At 35.8% G+C, this 19,896-nt stretch carries 17 protein-coding genes and 1 pseudogene; 16 read left to right on the top strand and 2 right to left on the bottom strand.

The annotated features are described in order from the left end of the window. Positions 1-19: 19 nt before the first annotated feature. Both pyk and BMX40_RS12730 read left to right on the top strand, forming a co-directional pair. Positions 20-1,780, top strand: a complete 1,761-nt coding sequence (gene pyk, locus BMX40_RS12735; protein WP_090870485.1) for a pyruvate kinase — start codon at positions 20-22, stop codon at positions 1,778-1,780. A 264-nt stretch (positions 1,781-2,044) separates the two neighbouring features. Then, a complete protein-coding gene (locus BMX40_RS12730) occupies positions 2,045-2,434 on the top strand; it encodes an FxsA family protein (protein ID WP_090870483.1) in 390 nt (129 codons plus the stop codon). Positions 2,435-2,440: 6 nt separating this feature from the next. On the opposite strand, the gene ytvI is transcribed toward BMX40_RS12730, so the two are convergent. Continuing rightward, a complete protein-coding gene (gene ytvI, locus BMX40_RS12725; RefSeq protein ID WP_244513539.1) occupies positions 2,441-3,523 on the bottom strand; it encodes a sporulation integral membrane protein YtvI in 1,083 nt (360 codons plus the stop codon). A 337-nt stretch (positions 3,524-3,860) separates the two neighbouring features. Between ytvI and citZ the strand changes: the two genes are divergently transcribed. From citZ to pnpS, 6 genes are all read left to right on the top strand, one after another. Continuing rightward, positions 3,861-4,976 carry a citrate synthase gene (gene citZ, locus BMX40_RS12720; protein ID WP_090870479.1) on the top strand — a complete coding sequence of 372 codons (1,116 nt, stop codon included), beginning with the start codon at positions 3,861-3,863 and terminating at the stop codon, positions 4,974-4,976. An 88-nt stretch (positions 4,977-5,064) separates the two neighbouring features. Further along, positions 5,065-6,336, top strand: coding sequence for an NADP-dependent isocitrate dehydrogenase (icd, locus tag BMX40_RS12715; protein WP_090870477.1), 1,272 nt, complete (start codon positions 5,065-5,067; stop codon positions 6,334-6,336). Between the two features lie 75 nt (positions 6,337-6,411). Beyond that, positions 6,412-7,350 (top strand): malate dehydrogenase, encoded by a 939-nt coding sequence (mdh, locus tag BMX40_RS12710; protein ID WP_090870476.1) that lies wholly within the window; start codon positions 6,412-6,414, stop codon positions 7,348-7,350. Between the two features lie 115 nt (positions 7,351-7,465). After that, entirely contained in the window at positions 7,466-7,942 is a 477-nt protein-coding gene (locus BMX40_RS12705) for a MaoC/PaaZ C-terminal domain-containing protein (protein ID WP_090870474.1), read from the top strand. Positions 7,943-8,127: 185 nt separating this feature from the next. Continuing rightward, positions 8,128-8,820 (top strand): response regulator transcription factor, encoded by a 693-nt coding sequence (locus BMX40_RS12700; RefSeq protein ID WP_090870472.1) that lies wholly within the window; start codon positions 8,128-8,130, stop codon positions 8,818-8,820. Further along, positions 8,817-10,187 carry a two-component system histidine kinase PnpS gene (pnpS, locus tag BMX40_RS12695; RefSeq protein WP_090870470.1) on the top strand — a complete coding sequence of 457 codons (1,371 nt, stop codon included), beginning with the start codon at positions 8,817-8,819 and terminating at the stop codon, positions 10,185-10,187. The genes BMX40_RS12700 and pnpS overlap by 4 nt, the downstream gene beginning before the upstream one ends. A 61-nt stretch (positions 10,188-10,248) precedes the next feature. Here pnpS and BMX40_RS12690 read toward each other — a convergent pair. Continuing rightward, positions 10,249-10,452: pseudogene (locus BMX40_RS12690) on the bottom strand (serine hydrolase domain-containing protein); the annotation flags it as partial. A gap of 113 nt (positions 10,453-10,565) precedes the next feature. Between BMX40_RS12690 and polA the strand changes: the two are divergent. The 8 genes from polA to dnaI all read left to right on the top strand — a co-directional run bounded on the left by polA (position 10,566) and on the right by dnaI (position 19,611). Continuing rightward, positions 10,566-13,202, top strand: a complete 2,637-nt coding sequence (gene polA / locus BMX40_RS12685; RefSeq protein WP_090870468.1) for a DNA polymerase I — start codon at positions 10,566-10,568, stop codon at positions 13,200-13,202. A 14-nt stretch (positions 13,203-13,216) separates the two neighbouring features. Then, positions 13,217-14,044 carry a DNA-formamidopyrimidine glycosylase gene (gene mutM, locus BMX40_RS12680; protein WP_090870466.1) on the top strand — a complete coding sequence of 276 codons (828 nt, stop codon included), beginning with the start codon at positions 13,217-13,219 and terminating at the stop codon, positions 14,042-14,044. 11 nt (positions 14,045-14,055) lie between these two features. Next, the gene (coaE, locus tag BMX40_RS12675; protein WP_090870464.1) at positions 14,056-14,655 is read left to right on the top strand and encodes a dephospho-CoA kinase; all 600 of its coding nucleotides are present in this window, start codon (positions 14,056-14,058) and stop codon (positions 14,653-14,655) included. Between the two features lie 187 nt (positions 14,656-14,842). Further along, a complete protein-coding gene (locus BMX40_RS12670; protein ID WP_090870462.1) occupies positions 14,843-15,871 on the top strand; it encodes a glyceraldehyde-3-phosphate dehydrogenase in 1,029 nt (342 codons plus the stop codon). Between the two features lie 367 nt (positions 15,872-16,238). Further along, a complete protein-coding gene (locus BMX40_RS12665; protein ID WP_090870460.1) occupies positions 16,239-16,625 on the top strand; it encodes a cytosolic protein in 387 nt (128 codons plus the stop codon). Between the two features lie 21 nt (positions 16,626-16,646). Continuing rightward, positions 16,647-17,117, top strand: a complete 471-nt coding sequence (gene nrdR, locus BMX40_RS12660; RefSeq protein WP_090870458.1) for a transcriptional regulator NrdR — start codon at positions 16,647-16,649, stop codon at positions 17,115-17,117. Between the two features lie 185 nt (positions 17,118-17,302). Continuing rightward, on the top strand, positions 17,303-18,670 hold the full coding sequence (locus BMX40_RS12655) for a replication initiation and membrane attachment family protein (RefSeq protein WP_090870456.1): 1,368 nt from the start codon (positions 17,303-17,305) through the stop codon (positions 18,668-18,670). Positions 18,671-18,675: 5 nt separating this feature from the next. Continuing rightward, complete coding sequence (gene dnaI, locus BMX40_RS12650) at positions 18,676-19,611, top strand: primosomal protein DnaI (protein WP_090870454.1); 936 nt, start codon at positions 18,676-18,678, stop codon at positions 19,609-19,611. Positions 19,612-19,896 lie beyond the last annotated feature (285 nt).

The following is a 19,896-nucleotide window of genomic DNA, read 5'->3' as shown; positions in this document are numbered from 1 at the left end:
AATGTAGGAGGAATTATTAATGAGAAAAACCAAAATTGTATGTACAATTGGTCCGGCTTCGGAATCCGTTGAAACGTTAGAGCAGTTGATTGGAGCGGGAATGAATGTAGCGCGTTTGAACTTTTCACACGGAGATTTTGACGAGCATGGTGCTCGTATTAAAAATATTCGAGAAGCGGCTAAAAAAGCTGGAGAAACGGTAGCTATTCTTTTGGATACAAAAGGTCCCGAAATTAGAACTGGTACGTTTAAGGATGGGCAAGCAGAGCTTGTAGAAGGACAACCTGTATATGTGTCCATGAAAGAAGTTGAAGGTACAGCGGAACGCTTCTCGGTAACGTATGAAGGTTTAATTGATGATGTTCATGAGGGTTCAAAAATATTATTAGATGATGGTTTAATTGAATTAGAAGTAGTAGAAATTGATCATACAAACAAGGAAATTAAAACCGTGCCATTGAATTCTGGTACAATTAAAAATAAAAAAGGTGTAAATGTACCAAACGTTAAGGTGAATCTACCTGGTATTACAGAAAAAGATGCCAATGATATCGTATTTGGTATCGAACAAAATGTAGATTTTATTGCCGCTTCATTTGTACGGCGCCCTTCGGATGTATTAGATATTAAAGAGCTTTTAGAAAAACATAATGCAGAGCACATTAAAATAATTCCTAAGATTGAGAATCAAGAGGGTGTTGATAATATTGATGGCATCCTTGAGGTTAGTGATGGTCTCATGGTGGCACGTGGAGATTTAGGTGTCGAAATCCCAGCAGAAGATGTTCCATTAGTTCAAAAAGAATTGATTAGGAAATGTAATATCGCAGGAAAACCTGTCATAACTGCTACGCAAATGCTAGATTCTATGCAGCGCAATCCAAGACCAACGAGAGCAGAGGCTTCTGATGTTGCTAATGCAATTTTCGATGGAACAGATGCGATTATGTTATCCGGTGAAACAGCAGCTGGTAATTATCCAGTTGAATCTGTTCAGACAATGAATAATATAGCAGTGAAGACAGAGACAGGCCTTGATCATGAGACAATTTTAAAAATTCGATCTGAATCCGTTGATATGACAATAACAGATGCGATAAGTCAATCGGTATCTCATACAGCAATGAATTTAGGTGTTGATGCAATTATTACACCAACTGAAAGCGGTCATACAGCACGCATGATTTCCAAATATCGCCCCAAAGCACCAATTGTTGCTGTTACATTTTCAGATCAAGTAAACCGTCAATTATCGCTTGTTTGGGGTGTACATGCTGTAATGGGTGGAAGAGCAACGACAACCGACGAAATGCTTGATGTTGCAGTTGAAACTGGTATTAGTGCGAACCTATTCAGAAGAGGTAGTCGTGTCATTATTACGGCGGGTGTTCCAGTTGGAGAAAGCGGAACGACTAACTTAATGAAAGTCCATGTAATTGGTGACGTGGTTGCAAAAGGGCAAGGAGTAGGAAAGAAGAGCGCATATGGAAAAGCTGTCATTGTTAGAAACGCTGAAGAGGCAGTAAAAAATGTTGAAACTGGTGATATTATTGTAACGTATGGTACAGACCGTGATATGATGCCAGCAATTGAAAAAGCAAGTGGAATTGTTACGGAAGAAGGTGGGCTAACTTCACACGCTGCAGTAGTTGGTTTAAGCCTGGGAATTCCGGTAATTGTTGGTGCTAAAGGTATTGTTGATCAGTTAACAGATGGAGAAGACATTACAATAGATGGTAGTAAAGGTGATATTTATAAAGGCCATGCTAGTGTTCTATAAGGAAGTACCTATAGCTTCTAAAGCATAATGTACAGTGTTAACTAAAAAAGAGGGGGAATCCCCTTCTTTTTTATAGGTGTAAATTCTGAATATTAGATCTAAGTAAAGAGAAAGTAAACGTCACGCATTCCTTCATAACAGAGATGAAAGCCTAAATGAAGGGAAGGAATCCTCACTCGGAAACTTATAACAAAGATGTAAAGCATCATTTATTCCAACAAAAAATGTCTTACATATTCAAATTCATAATAATGGAGGGGTTACATGCGTTGGTTATTAATAGCATTTCTTATTATACCAGCCCTTGAGATTGGAGTTTTCATTTGGGCAGGAGGAATGATCGGACCGTGGTGGGTTGTTGGACTCATTCTACTAACAGGAATTGTAGGTTTAGCTTTAGCTAGACAACAAGGAATAGAAACGTGGCAACGAGCACAACAATCCATGAATTACGGTCAGGTTCCAGCTGAAGAAATTCTTGATGGAATCTGTATTTTTGTTGGTGGTGTATTTTTATTTACACCTGGATTTATCACAGATATTGCAGGGTTTATTTTAGTATTACCTGGGACAAGAGGGGTTTTTAAAGGTGTACTACAAAAGCTTATTAAGCGACTAATGGATAAGGATGTTGTTATATATCGAAAGTGGTGAATTAGGCTAACCTTTAATAAATTCCCAAACTCTTGACAATGTACGTGATTGCACGAGTACATAAGAAAAAATCATTAATAATGGTGCAATCAATATCCCAATAACGCCCCAAATTTGGATACTAATAAAAACAACAAATAATCCAAAGAGTGGATTTACACCGATGCTATCTGATAGAATTTTTGGTTCTAAAATTTGCCGAACAATAATAATTAGACTAAAAAGTATCGAAATACTTATTGTTAACCAATAGTTCCCAGTTACAAAAGTAAATAAAATCCAAGGAATAAAAATTATCCCAGTACCAATAAATGGTAGTATATCGAAAATTGCTGCTAGGAATGTTATGGTTAAAGCATGTTCTACATTAAGAATCAATAGTCCGAAAAAAGTAATACATGTTGAAATACTAATAAGGATTAATTGCGCCTTAAAGTAACCACCGAAAGCATTTTTTAGGTGAGCGGCTAGGTCATGATAGTAATTGTGTAATTTTTCAGGGATGACTCGTTTTCCAGTATGCCTAAGCCGCTCCAAGTCTTTTGTAATAAAAAAAGTTGCTAAGATAATAAAGATAAAAATTGTTAATGAATTTGGTAATAGTAAAATGAGTGATGGAATATTTAAGAAAAAACTTTGTAGTGCTGCTGTCCCTGTAGTAGTAATGTATCCTAAAAAACTTTGTATGTTTTCAACAATAGTTTCCTGCTGTGCTGGTTGTAATGTATGAATGTAAGAAGTTATCGATTGATATAAAGGAAGTACTTTATCATAAACGAATGACTCGATAATTCCGACAAACGTTTCAAAATAGGTTGGGATTATATCGGCTAAATACAATGTACCTTGAACTACTTCAGAAATAATAAGAAATACAGTTCCTAAAAGAATAACAAAAATAAATATGATAACAGTAACTGTTGCTAAGCTACGAGGTAATTTTGCTTTTCTTTCCAGTACCGTCACCATTGGATTGATAAGTATAGAGATACCAATTGCAATGATGAATGGATAGGTATACATGAAAGTGTATACGAACAAAAAATAGCAACCGAAACTAATTCCTATGACGATGAGGCATCTTAACATTTGATTGGATAACTGCTTGTACATATGATTTCCCCATTTTTTAAAAAATCTTATCCTCTATAGTTTTATTTATGATGCTTTAAGAAAAAATAGACATGCTTTTAAGAATTAAATGGAATACTTTTTGCAACAAAAACAATTAATTTGTCGGTTGTAATCGCTTTTTTAGGAAATAATCTGAGAAAATCAAACGGTTTCAATTCACATTAGCGGTAGAATACTTTATAATTATTCATGGGGATGACAATGTTTATTTACATAGGGATATTGTCGAATAAAATTTACATTAACTATGTTATTACTCTTAAACTATTTCTAGAAAAGGAGAGGGTATTTTATGACAGCAACGAAAGGACTTGAAGGGGTTGTTGCAACTCAATCATCAATTAGCTCAATTATTGATGATCAACTAACATATGTTGGTTATAAAATTGATGACTTAGCTGAAAATTCAAGTTTTGAGGAGGTAGTTTATTTATTATGGAATTTAAAGCTACCAACCCAATCGGAATTAGATGCTTTTAAAAATGAAATTTCTAAACATATGGAAGTACCGCAAGCTGTAATTGACCATCTACGTTCCTACGACTTATCGACGGTACACCCTATGGCGGCATTACGCACTGCAGTTTCTTTATTAGGATTATATGATGAAGAAGCAGATGTCATGGAAGAAGAAGCCAATAAACGTAAAGCAATTCGTTTACAAGCACAAATTTCCACAGTGGTAGCTGCTTTCGCACGTATTCGCCAAGGTAAGGAGCCGGTTAAACCGAAAAAAGGTGTTAGTTATGCGGAAAACTTCTTGTATATGTTAAATGGAAAAGACCCAGAACCAATTGAAGTGGAAGCAATTAATAAAGCGCTTGTACTACATGCTGACCATGAGCTTAATGCATCCACGTTTACTGCTAGGGTTTGTGTAGCTACCGAGTCTGATGTTTACTCTGGTATAACTGCAGCAATAGGAGCATTAAAAGGCCCATTACATGGTGGTGCCAATGAACGTGTAATGAAAATGCTTTCTGAAATTGGTGAAGAAGAAAACGCAATTCCTTATATTGAAGAAAAACTGGCAAATAAGGAAAAAATTATGGGGATGGGACACCGTGTTTACCGAAATGGTGATCCACGTGCAAAACATCTTCAAAAAATGTCTAAAGAATTAACAAAACTTACTGGGCAAGAAAAATGGTATAATATGTCCGTGAAAATTGAATCATATATCAAAGAAAATAAAGGGCTACCAGCAAATGTTGATTTCTATTCAGCATCTGTATACCATAGCCTAGGTATTGATCATGATTTATTTACACCTATTTTTGCAATGAGTCGAGTGTCTGGTTGGTTGGCTCATATACTTGAGCAGTATTCCAATAACCGTCTTATTCGCCCACGTGCAGAGTGGATTGGACCAAACACACAAGAATATGTTGCAATTAACAACCGATAGGTGAAATAATAGAATGATAATAGCCGGTATTCCCGGCTATTATCATGGATTAAACCATAGAGGATAAGAAGACTAGGAGGATTTAGTTATGACACAAGGTGAGAAAATTATTGTAGAAAACGGACAAATGAATGTCCCAAACAACCCGATCGTTCCTTTTATTGAAGGAGACGGAACAGGACCTGATATTTGGGCAGCAGCTAGAAGAGTGCTTGAAGCAGCTGTTGAAAAAGCATATGATGGAACGAAAAAGATTGAATGGTTAGAGGTACTTGCAGGTCAGAAAGCATTTGACCAAACAGGAGAATGGTTACCAAAAGAAACTCTAGATAAAATTAACGACTATAAAATTGCTATTAAAGGACCTTTAACAACTCCAATTGGTGGTGGAATCCGTTCTTTAAACGTTGCACTACGTCAAGAGCTTGATTTATTTACTTGCCTACGTCCAGTACGTTATTTCGAAGGTGTACCATCACCGGTTAAACGTCCAGAGGATGTTGACATGGCTATTTTCCGTGAAAATACAGAGGATATCTATGCTGGAATTGAATGGCAAAAAGGTACTGATGAAGTGAAGAAAGTTATTAAGTTCCTTGAAGATGAGATGGATGTACATAAAATCCGCTTCCCAGAAACTTCTGGTATTGGAATTAAACCAGTATCTGAGGAAGGAACGAAACGTATTGTTCGTGCAGCAATCGACTATGCGCTGAATGAAGGTCGTAAAAGTGTTACACTAGTTCATAAAGGAAACATTATGAAATTTACAGAAGGTGCGTTCAAGGCATGGGGTTACGAAGTTGCTGAACAAGAATTCGGTGATAAAGTATTTACTTGGGCTGAGTACGATCGTATTGTGGAAAAAGAAGGTAAAGATGCCGCTAACAAAGCACAAGACGAAGCACTAGCAGCTGGAAAAATACTTGTGAAGGATGCTATCGCAGATATCTTCTTACAACAAATTTTAACTCGTCCAAAAGAGTTTGATGTAGTTGCTACGATGAACCTAAATGGTGATTATATTTCAGACGCACTTGCAGCACAAGTTGGTGGAATTGGTATTGCTCCTGGAGCAAACATCAATTATGATACGGGGCATGCAATTTTCGAAGCGACTCATGGTACGGCACCTAAATATGCAGGATTAGATAAGGTTAACCCTTCATCTGTTATTCTATCAGGTGTATTAATGCTTGAGCATCTTGGATGGAGAGAAGCAGCTGATTTAATCACAAAATCAATGGATAAAACCATTGCTTCTAAAGTCGTAACGTACGATTTTGCCCGTTTAATGGATGGCGCAACAGAAGTTAAAACTTCTGAATTCGGTGACGAACTGATTAAAAATATGGGATAATCACTCTTCTAATTTTAGATTCAGCTTGAAGCTTCAACCGTTTTACTTCTTGATAAAAGACAAGGGGGTTTTCAAATGGGTAAAAAACGAAATAAAATATCTGTGATTGGATCTGGATTTACTGGTGCAACTACTGCATTAATGATAGCCCAAAAAGAACTTGGTGATGTCGTATTGGTTGATATTCCTAACATGGAAGATCCAACAAAAGGAAAAGCTTTGGATATGTTAGAAGCTAGTCCGGTTCAAGGATTTGATGCAAATATTATTGGAACTGCTAACTATGAGGAAACCAAAGATTCTGATTTAGTTATCATCACTGCAGGTATTGCACGGAAACCAGGTATGAGCCGCGATGACCTTGTAAATACGAATGCTAAAATTATGAAGTCTGTTACACAAGAAGTTGTTCGTTATTCACCGCATACAACGATTGTTGTATTAACGAATCCTGTTGATGCAATGACTTATACAGTATATAAAGAATCTGGTTTTCCGAAAGAACGTGTTATTGGTCAATCAGGCGTACTAGATACTGCTCGTTTCCGTACATTTGTTGCACAAGAATTAAACGTGTCTGTAAAAGATGTAACCGGATTTGTACTAGGTGGACATGGAGATGACATGGTCCCATTAATCCGTTATTCTTATGCAGGAGGCATTCCTTTGGAAAATTTAATCTCAAAAGATAGACTTGACGAGATTGTTCAACGTACGCGTACTGGTGGCGGTGAAATTGTAAATCTCTTGGGGAATGGTAGCGCATATTACGCACCAGCTGCATCACTAACGGTAATGGCAGAGGCAATTTTGAAAGATCAACGTCGTATACTGCCTTCGATTGCATATCTTGAAGGTGAATATGGCTATAAGGATATTTATCTAGGTGTACCTACAATCCTTGGTGGTAACGGTATTGAAGAAATTATTGAGTTAGATCTAACAGAAGAAGAAAAAGCAGCATTAGATAAATCTGCTGATTCGGTTAAAAACGTTTTGAACATATTGCAATAGTTATCATGAAGAGCTTCTTTCCTTTTATGGAAAGGAGTTTTTTCTTTTATTTCGTAGAATATCATGGTATTATTTGATATAATAGAAAACGCTTACATTCTATGGAGGTGTCAACATGATAGGGAAGAAAAGGAAATTAGGAAAGAAGATCGATAATTTACATATTGGTGATTCATACACTGCAACTCACATGATTCAAGATAAGGATTTATTATTATATCTTGGTTTAACAAATGATGCCAATCCTCTTTATATCCAACACGATTACGCTTCACAGACTCCATATCATCGTCCAATTGTACCTTCCGTAATGCTATTTGGAATGGTGTCTTCCATTGTTTCGATGCATTTACCAGGGCCAGGAAGTCACATTACAGACCATGAAATGACCTTTCCAAAACCGGTATATCATAATACGGAAGTTAAATTTACGGTAGAGGTGACCTCCATTGATGTGGAGGCTCATAAAGTCACGCTATCTGTTCATGGGTTTGATGTAGAAGGGGATGAGGTCATAACAGGAGAATTAAAGGTTTGTCCCGCTTATAAACCAAAATCCATCACAGCAAGTTCTTTGGAGAATTTTTTCTAATAGTAGAAGATAAGAGTTATCTTTTATCGGATAGTTCTTTTTTGTTTAAGACTAATTTCAACTTGCCTACCTTAAATGTTGTTTTTAAAGTTTTCTTTACAATTCCATTCAAATATTTCTTTTATCTTTCATCCATTGTAAGATAGATATATAGAATGGCTTTTAGGGGAAATGGGGAATAGATGATGAATGAGAAAATACTTATTGTTGATGATGAAAGCTCAATCGTAACTTTGTTAAAATTTAATATAGAAAAAGCTGGTTATCGTACGGATGTAGCGTACAACGGACTAGAAGCTATCAAAAAGGTAGAAGAAAATGATTACGACTTCATCATTCTTGACTTAATGTTGCCTGAAATGGATGGGATAGATGTTTGTAAACATTTAAGAAGTGAACACATAGAAACTCCAATTTTAATGCTCACTGCTAAATCGGAAGAGTTCGATAAAGTGTTCGGGCTGGAGATAGGAGCGGATGATTATTTAACCAAACCTTTCAGCCCAAAAGAAGTATTGGCACGGATTAAGGCGATCCTAAGAAGGACCAACAAACAAGTAGAACAACGGCCAAATACAATAAAGATCGGTGACATAACAATATATCCAGAAAGATATGAAGCGGAAAAAGCGGACGAAGTATTAACGTTCACTCGAAAAGAATTTGAATTACTTCATTATTTAGCAAATCACAAAGGGAAAGTATTATCTAGGGATCAGCTTCTTAGTGCCGTATGGGATTATGATTTTGTAGGAGATACTAGAATCGTAGATGTGCATATTAGTCATTTACGGGAAAAAATTGAACCATCAACGAAGAAACCTGTTTATATTAAAACCGTACGAGGACTTGGATACAAAATGGAGGTACCAACATGAAACCCCTATTTAAAAAGCCAATTATTTATTACGCGCTAGGAATTACACTTTTGGTTATTATTACGGGTATTGTTTTATATCAAGTCATTGATAATTATATCGTATTAATATCAGCATTATTAACACAATATATTATTTTAATTATGATTCTTTTACATGTGTTTGACATGTATATAAAACCAATTCAAAAAGCTAGTAAAACAATGGATGCATTGATCAAAGGTAATTTTCGTGCTCGTATGCATCATCCGATAACAGGTAGTGTCGGAGAATTGAGCAGTAAGATTAATGCATTGGCACGAAACCTAAGTGAGTTGTCAATTCATGAGAAAATGCAGGCGGAACAGTTTTCAACTGTTATCGAAAATACCCAAAGTGGCTTGGTTCTAATTGATGATAAAGGGTATATTCATTTAGTGAACCGTAAATTCTTATCCATGTTTGGTCAAAACCAAAAAGACTACATCGGTTATCTTTATTATGACGTGATCAATCATGAAAAAGTACATCGTACAGTACAAGAAACTTTCTTATATGAAAAAAACGTAAAAAAGTCGATTAAACAAGACAATGATGGAAAGCAATACATTGAGGTTGTGGGTGCACCGATCTTTAATGAACGAAATCTATTAAAAGGTGCTGTACTTGTCTTTTATGATATTACCGAGCTAAAAAGGTTAGAAGTAATGCGTAAAGACTTTGTAGCAAATGTATCACATGAGTTAAAAACACCGTTAACATCTATTAAGGGATTTGCGGAAACGTTAATGGATGGAGCTCTTGATGATAAGGAAACAACGCAAGATTTTACACAAATAATTTACGACGAAAGCAACAGGCTTCAGGCATTAGTTGAAGACCTATTAACGTTATCCAAACTAGAAAAAGAAGAGTATCAACTGTCTTTAACAGAGTTTAATTTATCAAAGGTAATTAAGGAGATTATACCGATTATAGAACACCAGGCTAAAGAGAAGGAAATTAATCTTACAGTAAATTGTGAGCAAGATGTATTATTAGAAGCAGATTATGATAGTATTAAACAAGTATGTATAAATCTATTAACCAATGCGATCAATTATACCCCAGCAAATGGAGATGTGTCATTGACTGTTATCGAAACGGATGAACAGATATGTATTGTTGTTTGTGATACTGGAATTGGTATTCCATCAGAGGCATTACCTCGTATATTTGAGCGCTTTTATCGAGTCGATAAAGATCGGAGTCGAAATACTGGGGGCACAGGGCTGGGGTTAGCGATTGTAAAACATATTGTTGATGTTCATGAAGGTAAAATAGAAATAGACAGTGAAGTAAATAGAGGAACAGAAGTTACGGTATACTTCCCTAAAATTTATAAGTAAGCCTCAAATAAAAACCTCGCAAATGCGAGGTTTTTATTTAGGAATGATGGATTTGCTCTTACAAAAAATACATTGGTTTTTCAACCCAAAGTTCCTCGAAATCTTCCATAACATCTTCATCAAAGTAATCTGGGATACCAGAAGTATGTGTTAAAAGATGGTTAATGGTTATTTCTTCATGAAAATGTGGAAAGCTTATAGGAAGACAATTCGTTAACTTCGTGTCAAAGGATAACCTTCCAGCTTGTACCAACTGACAAATTGCTCTTTGCCTATATTGGAAAGTATTTCATCATTAGTTTACATATTTTTTTACGGCCGGTAGAGTAAATGATAAAATAAATGAAACAGAGGTTCGAGAATGGAGGAAGAAATTTAATGTCCAATAAACTAGTATTAATTGATGGTAATAGTATTATTTACCGTGCATTTTTTGCTTTACCTTTATTAAATAATGATAAAGGGGTTTATACAAATGCCGTTTATGGATTTACAACGATGTTGTTACGTATCTTAGAAGAACAGAAGCCAACCCATATGCTTGTAGCATTTGATGCGGGAAAAACGACGTTTCGGCATAATACATACAAAGAATATAAAGGTGGGCGTCAGAAAACACCACCCGAATTATCGGAGCAATTTCCATTAGTAAAAGAATTATTAGATAAGTTTAATGTCAAACATTATCAACTTGATCAGTATGAAGCAGATGATATTATTGGAACACTCTCCAAGCAGGCTAATGAAGCGCAGTGGGATGTGTCTGTTATCTCGGGAGATAAAGATTTATTACAGCTTGTTTCTGATTCAGTAACGGTGAATGTAACGAAAAAAGGAATCAGCGATGTGGAAGCATATACCCCTTCTTATATGATGGAAAAAATGGAGATCTCTCCAGAACAAATTATTGATTTAAAGGCATTAATGGGGGATAGTTCGGATAATATTCCTGGGGTACCGGGTGTTGGAGAAAAAACGGCTACGAAACTATTGAAGCAGCATAAGACCTTAGAAGAAGTATATGAACATGTAGATGAAGTAAGTGGTAAAAAGTTAAAAGAGAAGCTGATTACACATAAAAATGATGCATTCATGAGTAAAGAATTGGCAACGATTAATCGTAATTCTCCTATAGACATCACCTTAGAAGACCTACCCTATTCTGGATATGAAGTACAGGATGTTAGCTCCATTTTTAAAGATTTGGGCTTTCAATCATTACTTGAACGTATTGGTGCTGAAGATTCTACACAAGAGCATCAAGAAGAGTTAGAGGACATTGACTATCAAATCGCAGACGAGATAACACCTGATATGTTTACTGGAAATGAAGCTCTCGTAATCGAAATGCTTTCTGACAACTACCATAAATCACCCATAGAGGGGATTGGTCTTGTTAATCAGCATACATCTTACTTTATCCCAACAGAAGTTGCTACGAACTCGGAAGTATTTAAAAAGTGGGCTGAAGATGCTACTAACAAAAAACTAGTTTTTGATGCAAAGAAAACCTTGGTTTCATTATTAAAGCATGACATTCACTTACAAGGTATTACGTTTGATATGCTACTTGCATCTTATTTGTTAAATCCTTCTGAAAACAATCATGATATTCCAGCAATTGGTCATCGAATGGGGAAAAGAGGGGTATTAGTTGATGAAGAGGTGTATGGTAAAGGTGCGAAAATGAAAGTCCCTGAACAATCCATTTTTGCCGAGCATGTTGTGCGGAAAACGGCCTTGTTATTTGAATTGCAGGATGAAATGGAAAATCAATTAGAGAATAATGAACAAGCTTCCTTATTAAAAGAATTGGAAATGCCATTGGCGATCATTTTGGGTGAGATGGAGCATACCGGAGTGTTGGTTAATACAGACCGATTAGAAAAAATGCGGATTGAACTCAAAGAACGACTAGATGAATTAGAAAAAGACATATATGAAATTGCTGGTGAAGCGTTCAATTTAAATTCACCGAAACAATTGGGGCCAATCCTTTTTGAGAAATTAAAATTACCGGTGATTAAGAAAACGAAAACCGGATACTCTACCGCTGCTGACGTTCTTGAAAAACTAGAACACGAACATGAAATCATACCAAAGATTCTGTTGTATCGACAATTAGGTAAATTACAATCTACTTACATTGAAGGGCTATTAAAAGTAGTAGATAAAAAAACAAGTAAGATTCATACCCGTTTTAACCAGGCACTTACACAAACAGGTCGACTAAGCTCTATCGATCCAAATTTACAAAATATACCAATAAGACTGGAGGAAGGACGTAAAATACGCCAAGCTTTTGTTCCGGTTAAAGAGGATTGGCTAATGTTCGCTGCTGATTATTCGCAAATTGAATTACGTGTTCTTGCTCATATTGCAAATGATGAAAAACTAATCACAGCTTTTCAAAACGATATTGATATCCACACGCAAACAGCCATGGATGTTTTTCATGTTGAACGAGAGCAAGTAACGGATAATATGCGTAGACAAGCCAAAGCGGTTAATTTCGGTATTGTTTATGGAATAAGTGATTACGGTCTTTCCCAAAACCTCGGTATCAGTCGAAAAGAAGCCAAGCAATTTATTGACCGCTATTTCGAAAGTTATCCTGGGGTAAAACAATATATGGATGATATTGTTCAAGAAGCCAAGCACAAGGGATTTGTAACCACCTTGATGAACCGTCGGAGGTATTTACCAGATATCACAAGTCGTAATTTTAATGTACGTAGTTTCGCCGAAAGAACGGCAATGAACACGCCAATCCAAGGAACCGCTGCAGATATCATTAAGAAAGCGATGTTAGATTTACATGAAAAGCTTCTAGAAGAGAAGCTTCAAGCACGTATCCTTCTACAAGTACATGATGAATTAATTATAGAAGCTCCAAAAGAGGAACTTTCAGCTTTACAAGAAGTCGTGCCTGAAATGATGGAAAATACTGTAGACTTAAAGGTTCCATTAAAAGTGGACTATGCATATGGAACAAGCTGGTTTGATGCTAAATAAGGAGATAGAATAGAATGCCAGAATTACCAGAAGTAGAAACGATTAAAAACACACTTAAACGATTTGTTCTTGGAAAAAAGATTGCTAATATAACGGTTAATTGGGGAAATATCATAAAAGAACCCGATGACGTAGAGGAATTTAAACATTTACTTATCGGTCAAACCATTCATGATATTCGCCGAAAAGGAAAATTTCTAATGTTTGCTTTAGATGATCACATATTGATTTCTCACTTGCGTATGGAAGGGAAATATAGTGTCGTGGCAAAGGAAGAAGCAATTCCTAAGCATACTCATGTTATTTTCCATTTTACGAATGGGGAGGATTTGCGTTATAACGATGTACGAAAATTTGGCACGTTACACGCAATTCCTAAAGGAGAAGAGTTTAAAGAAAAGCCCTTAAATCAATTAGGACCGGACCCGTTTGATGACGGTTTTACGTTCGATTACTTTTATGAGAAGTTGAAAAAGACAAATCGCGTTATTAAATCGGTGCTTTTAGATCAAACGGTTGTAGCAGGTCTTGGAAATATTTATGTGGATGAAACTTTATTTAAAGCTGGAGTTCATCCCCTTAAGAAGGCAAATAAATTAACAAAAAAAGAAGTGAAGGCGATTCGTGAGCAGGCAATCTTGACTTTAGAGGAAGCTGTTACACAAGGTGGTACAACAATTCGTTCCTATGTAAATGGCCAAGGTGATATGGGGATGTTTCAACAAGAGCTTTTTGTATATGGTCAGGAAAATAAACCATGTAAGAATTGTGGGAGTCAAGTCATCAAAATGAAGGTGGGTGGACGAGGAACGCATGTTTGCCTCAACTGTCAAAAAAATTAGGAGAGAGATGCATGGCATTAATAATTGGACTTACTGGAAGTATTGCAAGTGGTAAAAGTACGGTTTCCCACATGTTTCATGATCTGAACATTCCGGTAGTGGATGCTGATAAAATTTCTAGAGAAGTCGTGAATCGTGGGGAAAAGGCTTATCAAGAGATTATCGATGTCTTTGGTGAGGGCATCTTGACAAAGAGTAAAATAATCGATCGCAAAAAGCTGGGGGCTATTATTTTTAAAGATGAAACCAAACGTAACCAATTAAATGGAATTGTACATCCTGCTGTTCGGGAGCGTATGCTTGAGAAACGAGATACTTATGTAGAGGCAGGAGAAAAATGTATCGTACTTGATATTCCTTTGTTATTTGAAAGCAAATTAACACATTTTGTCGATAAAACGCTAGTAGTTTTTGTTGATGAAGATGTCCAATTACAACGATTAATGGAGCGCGATGGTTATACAGAGGAAGAGGCCGACCAACGAATACAATCACAAATCCCGGTTAAAGAAAAAGCTAAATTGGCTGATGCTGTAATTAATAATAATGGAACAATAAATGAAACGAACCAACAACTGAAACAAATTCTACATGACTGGCAAGTTTTATAAGATAAGATCGAAGCTTACGGTGTTTTTATGCCGTAAGCTTTTTTTCATCTTGGTTATATTTTGTGGGATGATCAGAAGTTTAGTATGAGAAAGTTTTATTTCGAAATAACATCACTTTTTACTTAAAATATGTTATACTAATTATGGAAAACATATATAAAGTATAACATATATAGGAGGACTAGAAATGGAGAAAACTCGAATTGCAATTAATGGGTTTGGCCGCATTGGACGAATGGTGTTTCGTCAAGCGATTCAAGATGATCAATTAGAGGTTGTTGCAATTAATGCAAGTTATCCTCCAGAAACTCTTGCACATTTAATTAAATATGATAGTGTTCATGGCATTTATAACGGAAAAGTGGAAGCGCTTCAAAAAACATTAGAAGTCGATGGAAAGGAGATCTTCCTTGTTAACTCTAGAGAGCCGGAAAGTTTGCCTTGGAAAGAAAATGATATTGACATTGTCATTGAAGCAACGGGGAAATTTAAAACAAAGGAAAGTGCAGGATTGCATCTACAAGCTGGAGCGAAAAAGGTTGTCATAACAGCACCTGGTAAAGATATTGATCGAACAATTGTTATGGGAGTTAATCATAAAACATATCAAGCAAATGATGTAGTGATTTCAAATGCTTCCTGTACGACGAACTGCCTAGCACCGGTAGTTAAGGTGCTTGATGATCGTTTTACCATTATAAATGGTTTAATGACAACCGTACATTCATTTACAAATGATCAAAAAAATCTAGATAATCCCCATAAAGATTTACGTCGGGCTCGAGGCTGCACCCAGTCAATCATTCCGACATCAACTGGAGCAGCAAAGGCCTTATCGGAAGTGTTGCCACATTTAAAAGGAAAGTTACACGGCATGGCTTTACGTGTTCCAACACCAAATGTTTCTTTGGTCGATTTAGTTGTCGATGTAGAGGATTCAGTAACGGTAGATGAAGTTAATCATGCATTTCGGGTAGCTGAACAGAATGAAATGCATGGAATTTTAAGGTACAGTGAGGATCCACTTGTATCTATTGATTATACGACTACAGAGCATTCTGCTATTATTGACGGGTTATCTACAATGGTAATGGATGAGCATAAAATAAAAGTGCTCGCTTGGTATGATAATGAATGGGGTTACTCGAAGCGTGTAGTTGATTTAACAAAGTATGTTGGTGAAACAATCTATCAAAAGCATGCAAGTTTTTCCTAGATAAATAGAATAAGAAAACTGTTGTTTTAAGAAGTCCGAGCGGTGATTCCAAGTTTCATTCTGCAAAGAGTGAACTTGAGTTCGTTCGGATTTTTTCTTTTGTAGAGAATTCATACTTTGAGGTTAAGTTTGCTTGTTATTTCAGTGGTTTTAAACTTGCTTACGTCGACTGTAGGTTGTTTGGACTGTTTTAATTATAGTTGAATTTTGCTAGCTTACTTATTACGCTAGTCAGGTTTGATAACAATGTCTAAGTACGCAGCTATTACCTGGTTTTCTAATAAATTCTACTAGGGGAATTGTCGAAAACATGTTAAACTATAGGTAGAATAATATATCGGAAAATAATTAATTGGAGTTGACACAGATGGCTTTTCGTCATACAGTATCAAAGTATTTAAATAATCATGCAGAAACAAGTGAAAACCATTGGGATTCTACGCTGCAAACCAAATATTATAAAACAACAAAAGATAAAGCAATGGCTGCTTTAGAGAATATTTATAAAAATGCTCCAAATTATGAGATTAATTCCATCTCGCAAGATCACGGTGAAATAAGTCTTCATGTCAAAAAAGGGAAGAAGGCATTTATCGTTGTCACGGTGATCATGGTACGTCCCTACCAGACAGCAATTGATTTTTCTGTAACAACGGAATCATTATTACCGATTGATTTTGGTTATAGTACAAAATTAATTCAACGATTATATGAGCAAATAAACAAAGACTTGCCTTTAATCGACAAGAAGTAAAATGATTGGAGCCTAGGTTAGATGAGATGTTCAAATTGCCAAAATAAAAGTACAAAGGTACTAGATTCTAGACCAATTGAAGAAGGAAGATCCATTCGACGTCGACGTGAGTGTGAACGATGCGGCTTCCGCTTTACAACTTTCGAGCGAATTGAAGAGATTCCGTTGATTGTTGTTAAAAAAGATGGAGCAAGACAAGAATACAGTCGAGAAAAGCTCATCCGTGGATTAATCAAGGCATGTGAAAAACGTCCAGTATCGATGGAAACAATTGAATCGTTAGCTTTAGACGTAGAAAAAGAATTACGGAATACAGGAGCTTCAGAAATTGACAGTAATGAAATTGGTGAAATGGTAATGGCCAGACTGTCAAAAATTGATGAAGTTGCTTATGTTCGTTTTGCTTCTGTTTACCGACAGTTTAAGGATATCAGTGTATTTTTAGAAGAGCTAAAAGAATTAATCAATATCGAAAACAAAGAAACAAAATGACCTGGTATACAGCTCTGTTTTAAGAACTGATACCTCCACTAATTGAGTTAAACAAAGGCTTATCGCCATAAAGGCTTGGTGATAAGCCTAGTTTTCTTATTAGAGAGTAGCGAAGGCACATGCCATTATAATTAGGCCTTTCCTCGTGTTTTAATGAATGAAATGACAAAGGGGTAGGATACCAAATGAACTTTATAGGAAAGATACTACCAATCGATGGTTATCATGTCACCTTTCAAGGGAATGCCCTGCCAATTGATTATACACAGTCTTTAACCCATCTATATCAACCATTAATAGGTGTGAAAGCTGTTATGCTCTACCAAACCCTCTTACATGAAATCGAATTGCAAACGACTGCAACAAAGCAAACACACCACACCTTAATGAACTATTTAAACATTCCGTTAGATGAAATCTATGAATCTCGTCTAAAACTAGAGGGTATAGGTTTATTAAAAACCATCAAATCAGATATACAGGAACAAACTTTATTTACGTATGTATTAAAAAGTCCTTTTGCTCCAAGTGAATTTTTTAAAGACGGTATGCTCCCACAACTATTATTTCATCATATAGGTGATCATAAATTTCATACTCTTAAAGCTTACTACGGAAATACAGAGAAAGTGGAGGAGGGGAGCGATATCACCGTTTCGTTCCATGATGTATTTGATACGCTAACTCCAATTGCGGGCAATAAGGAACCTGTATCATCTGACACAAGTCCTCAAGGACCAAATATAGAGGAAGTGGACTTTACTTGGATGGAGCAAATGCTGAAGCAGCGTATGATCCCTGTGAAAAATGTATTAACTAAAAATAATAAACGAGTTATGAATCAGATGATGGTATTGTATGACTTAGCGATGCATGAAATTGAGAAATCATTATTATGGGCCCTAACGGATGAAAATACGTTAAATATAGATGAATTTATCAACGCTTGTCATGATACGTTTAAATCAAAACAAGGTCAGGCAAAGGTTCAATTAGTTGAAAAAAGTGTCCAGAAAGTTGACAATCAACAAGTAAGTAAACCTTTAACAAAAGAAGAGCAATTAATTAAAGAGCTTGAAACCATGTCACCAAAACAATTATTGGAGGATTTATCGAGCGGGAGTCACGCATCTGACCAAGATTTAAAAGTGATACGTGAGGTAATGACTACGCAAGGGTTACCGTCACCAGTTATGAATGTGTTAATTCACTATGTATTACTGCAGTCTAATATGAAACTCTCAAAAGCTTATTTAGAAAAAATAGCGAGTCACTGGTCGAGAGCAAACTTGAAATCAGCAAAAGAGGCGATGGCCTTTGCGAAGCGAGAAAAGGATCGATATCGTCAAGGAACAACGCAGAAGCAGAACACGAATTATTACAAGAAGCAACAATCTACAGAGGTTATTCCTGATTGGTTTAAGGATCGGAAGAATAAGAAAGGAACTAATACAGCACGGGTAGAGACGGCAGATGACGCTCAAAAGCAGGCAAGAATAGATGCCATTCAACAGAAATTCTCTAGTAGAAAAAATAATAATATTCAAGGATGATTTTTATGAAACCAGTACAATCTTCCTTAAAAAAATGGATGGAAGAGAACAAAAATTTTCGAGAAAATTATAAAAAGATAAAAGAAGAGGTTTTAACAGATCCTGAAATTAAGGAATTTATAGAATTGCATCCAAATATACCGCAGCATGAAATTGATAAAAAATTGATTAAATTATACGAATATAAAACCCAATCAAAGCAATGTGCTAATTGTACGTCGATTGAATCATGTAGAAATATGCTACAGGGCTATTCGCCAGTATTACATGTAGAAAATAATGAAATCCATTTATCCTATGAAAAATGTCATAATAAAGTAATTGCTGAAAAGCAACAGGAACAACATAAATTGTTTCAAAGTTTGTATGTTCCCAAAGATATATTACGTGCTACCATTGATGAAATCGATCGTACTGATCCGCAGCGAACAGATGCTATTTTAGAAATTTATGAATTTCTCGAGCAAATAGATAGTGGCTTACCTCAAAAAGGGATTTACTTCTATGGTCCGTTTGGAGTAGGGAAAACATATTTTTTAGGAGCTCTTGCAAATAAATTAAAGGAATATAACATTTCTTCCATGCTGATATACATGCCAGAGTTTGTACGGGAAATCAAGTCTTCATTGAAGGATGATTCCATTAACCAGAAAATTGATTTCTTCAAAAAAGCAGATGTGCTAATGATTGATGATATTGGAGCGGAAACACAATCTGCTTGGTTCCGAGATGAAGTACTTGGTTCGATATTGCAATATCGAATGATGGAGCGTTTACCAGTCTTCTTTACATCTAACTATAGTATGGATCAACTAGAGAGCCACCTCGCTAAAACCAACCGAGGTGATATTGATAAGGTGAAAGCTGGTAGAATAATGGAACGAATTAAGCAAGTAAGTAGAGAAGTACCTATATTTGCGAATAATCGACGTGATAGCTAACATTTTGTTAGCTATTTTATTTTTTTAGAAGAATTTCGGAATCATGATACAGTCAACAGCGGAGCTCATTTTTACATTGGCATTATGATCACTTATAAGGGCATTCGTTAGAAATTAGGACAACTTGCACTACTAGAATTGGGGTTATTTGCTATGGATGAAATTTAGATTTCACCTTTGTAGCTAGGCCTGAGGTAAGCTATGGTTAAACTATCTCAATCAGGACAAATATCCAGAGTTACTAGTTTTCCTGGATTATTCATTTTTTTGTTTCCTTGTCCATAT

This window comes from Oceanobacillus limi (genome assembly GCF_900111445.1).
GTDB lineage: Bacteria > Bacillota > Bacilli > Bacillales > Amphibacillaceae > Ornithinibacillus > Ornithinibacillus limi.
This window is presented reverse-complemented; position numbering and strand designations above follow the sequence as displayed.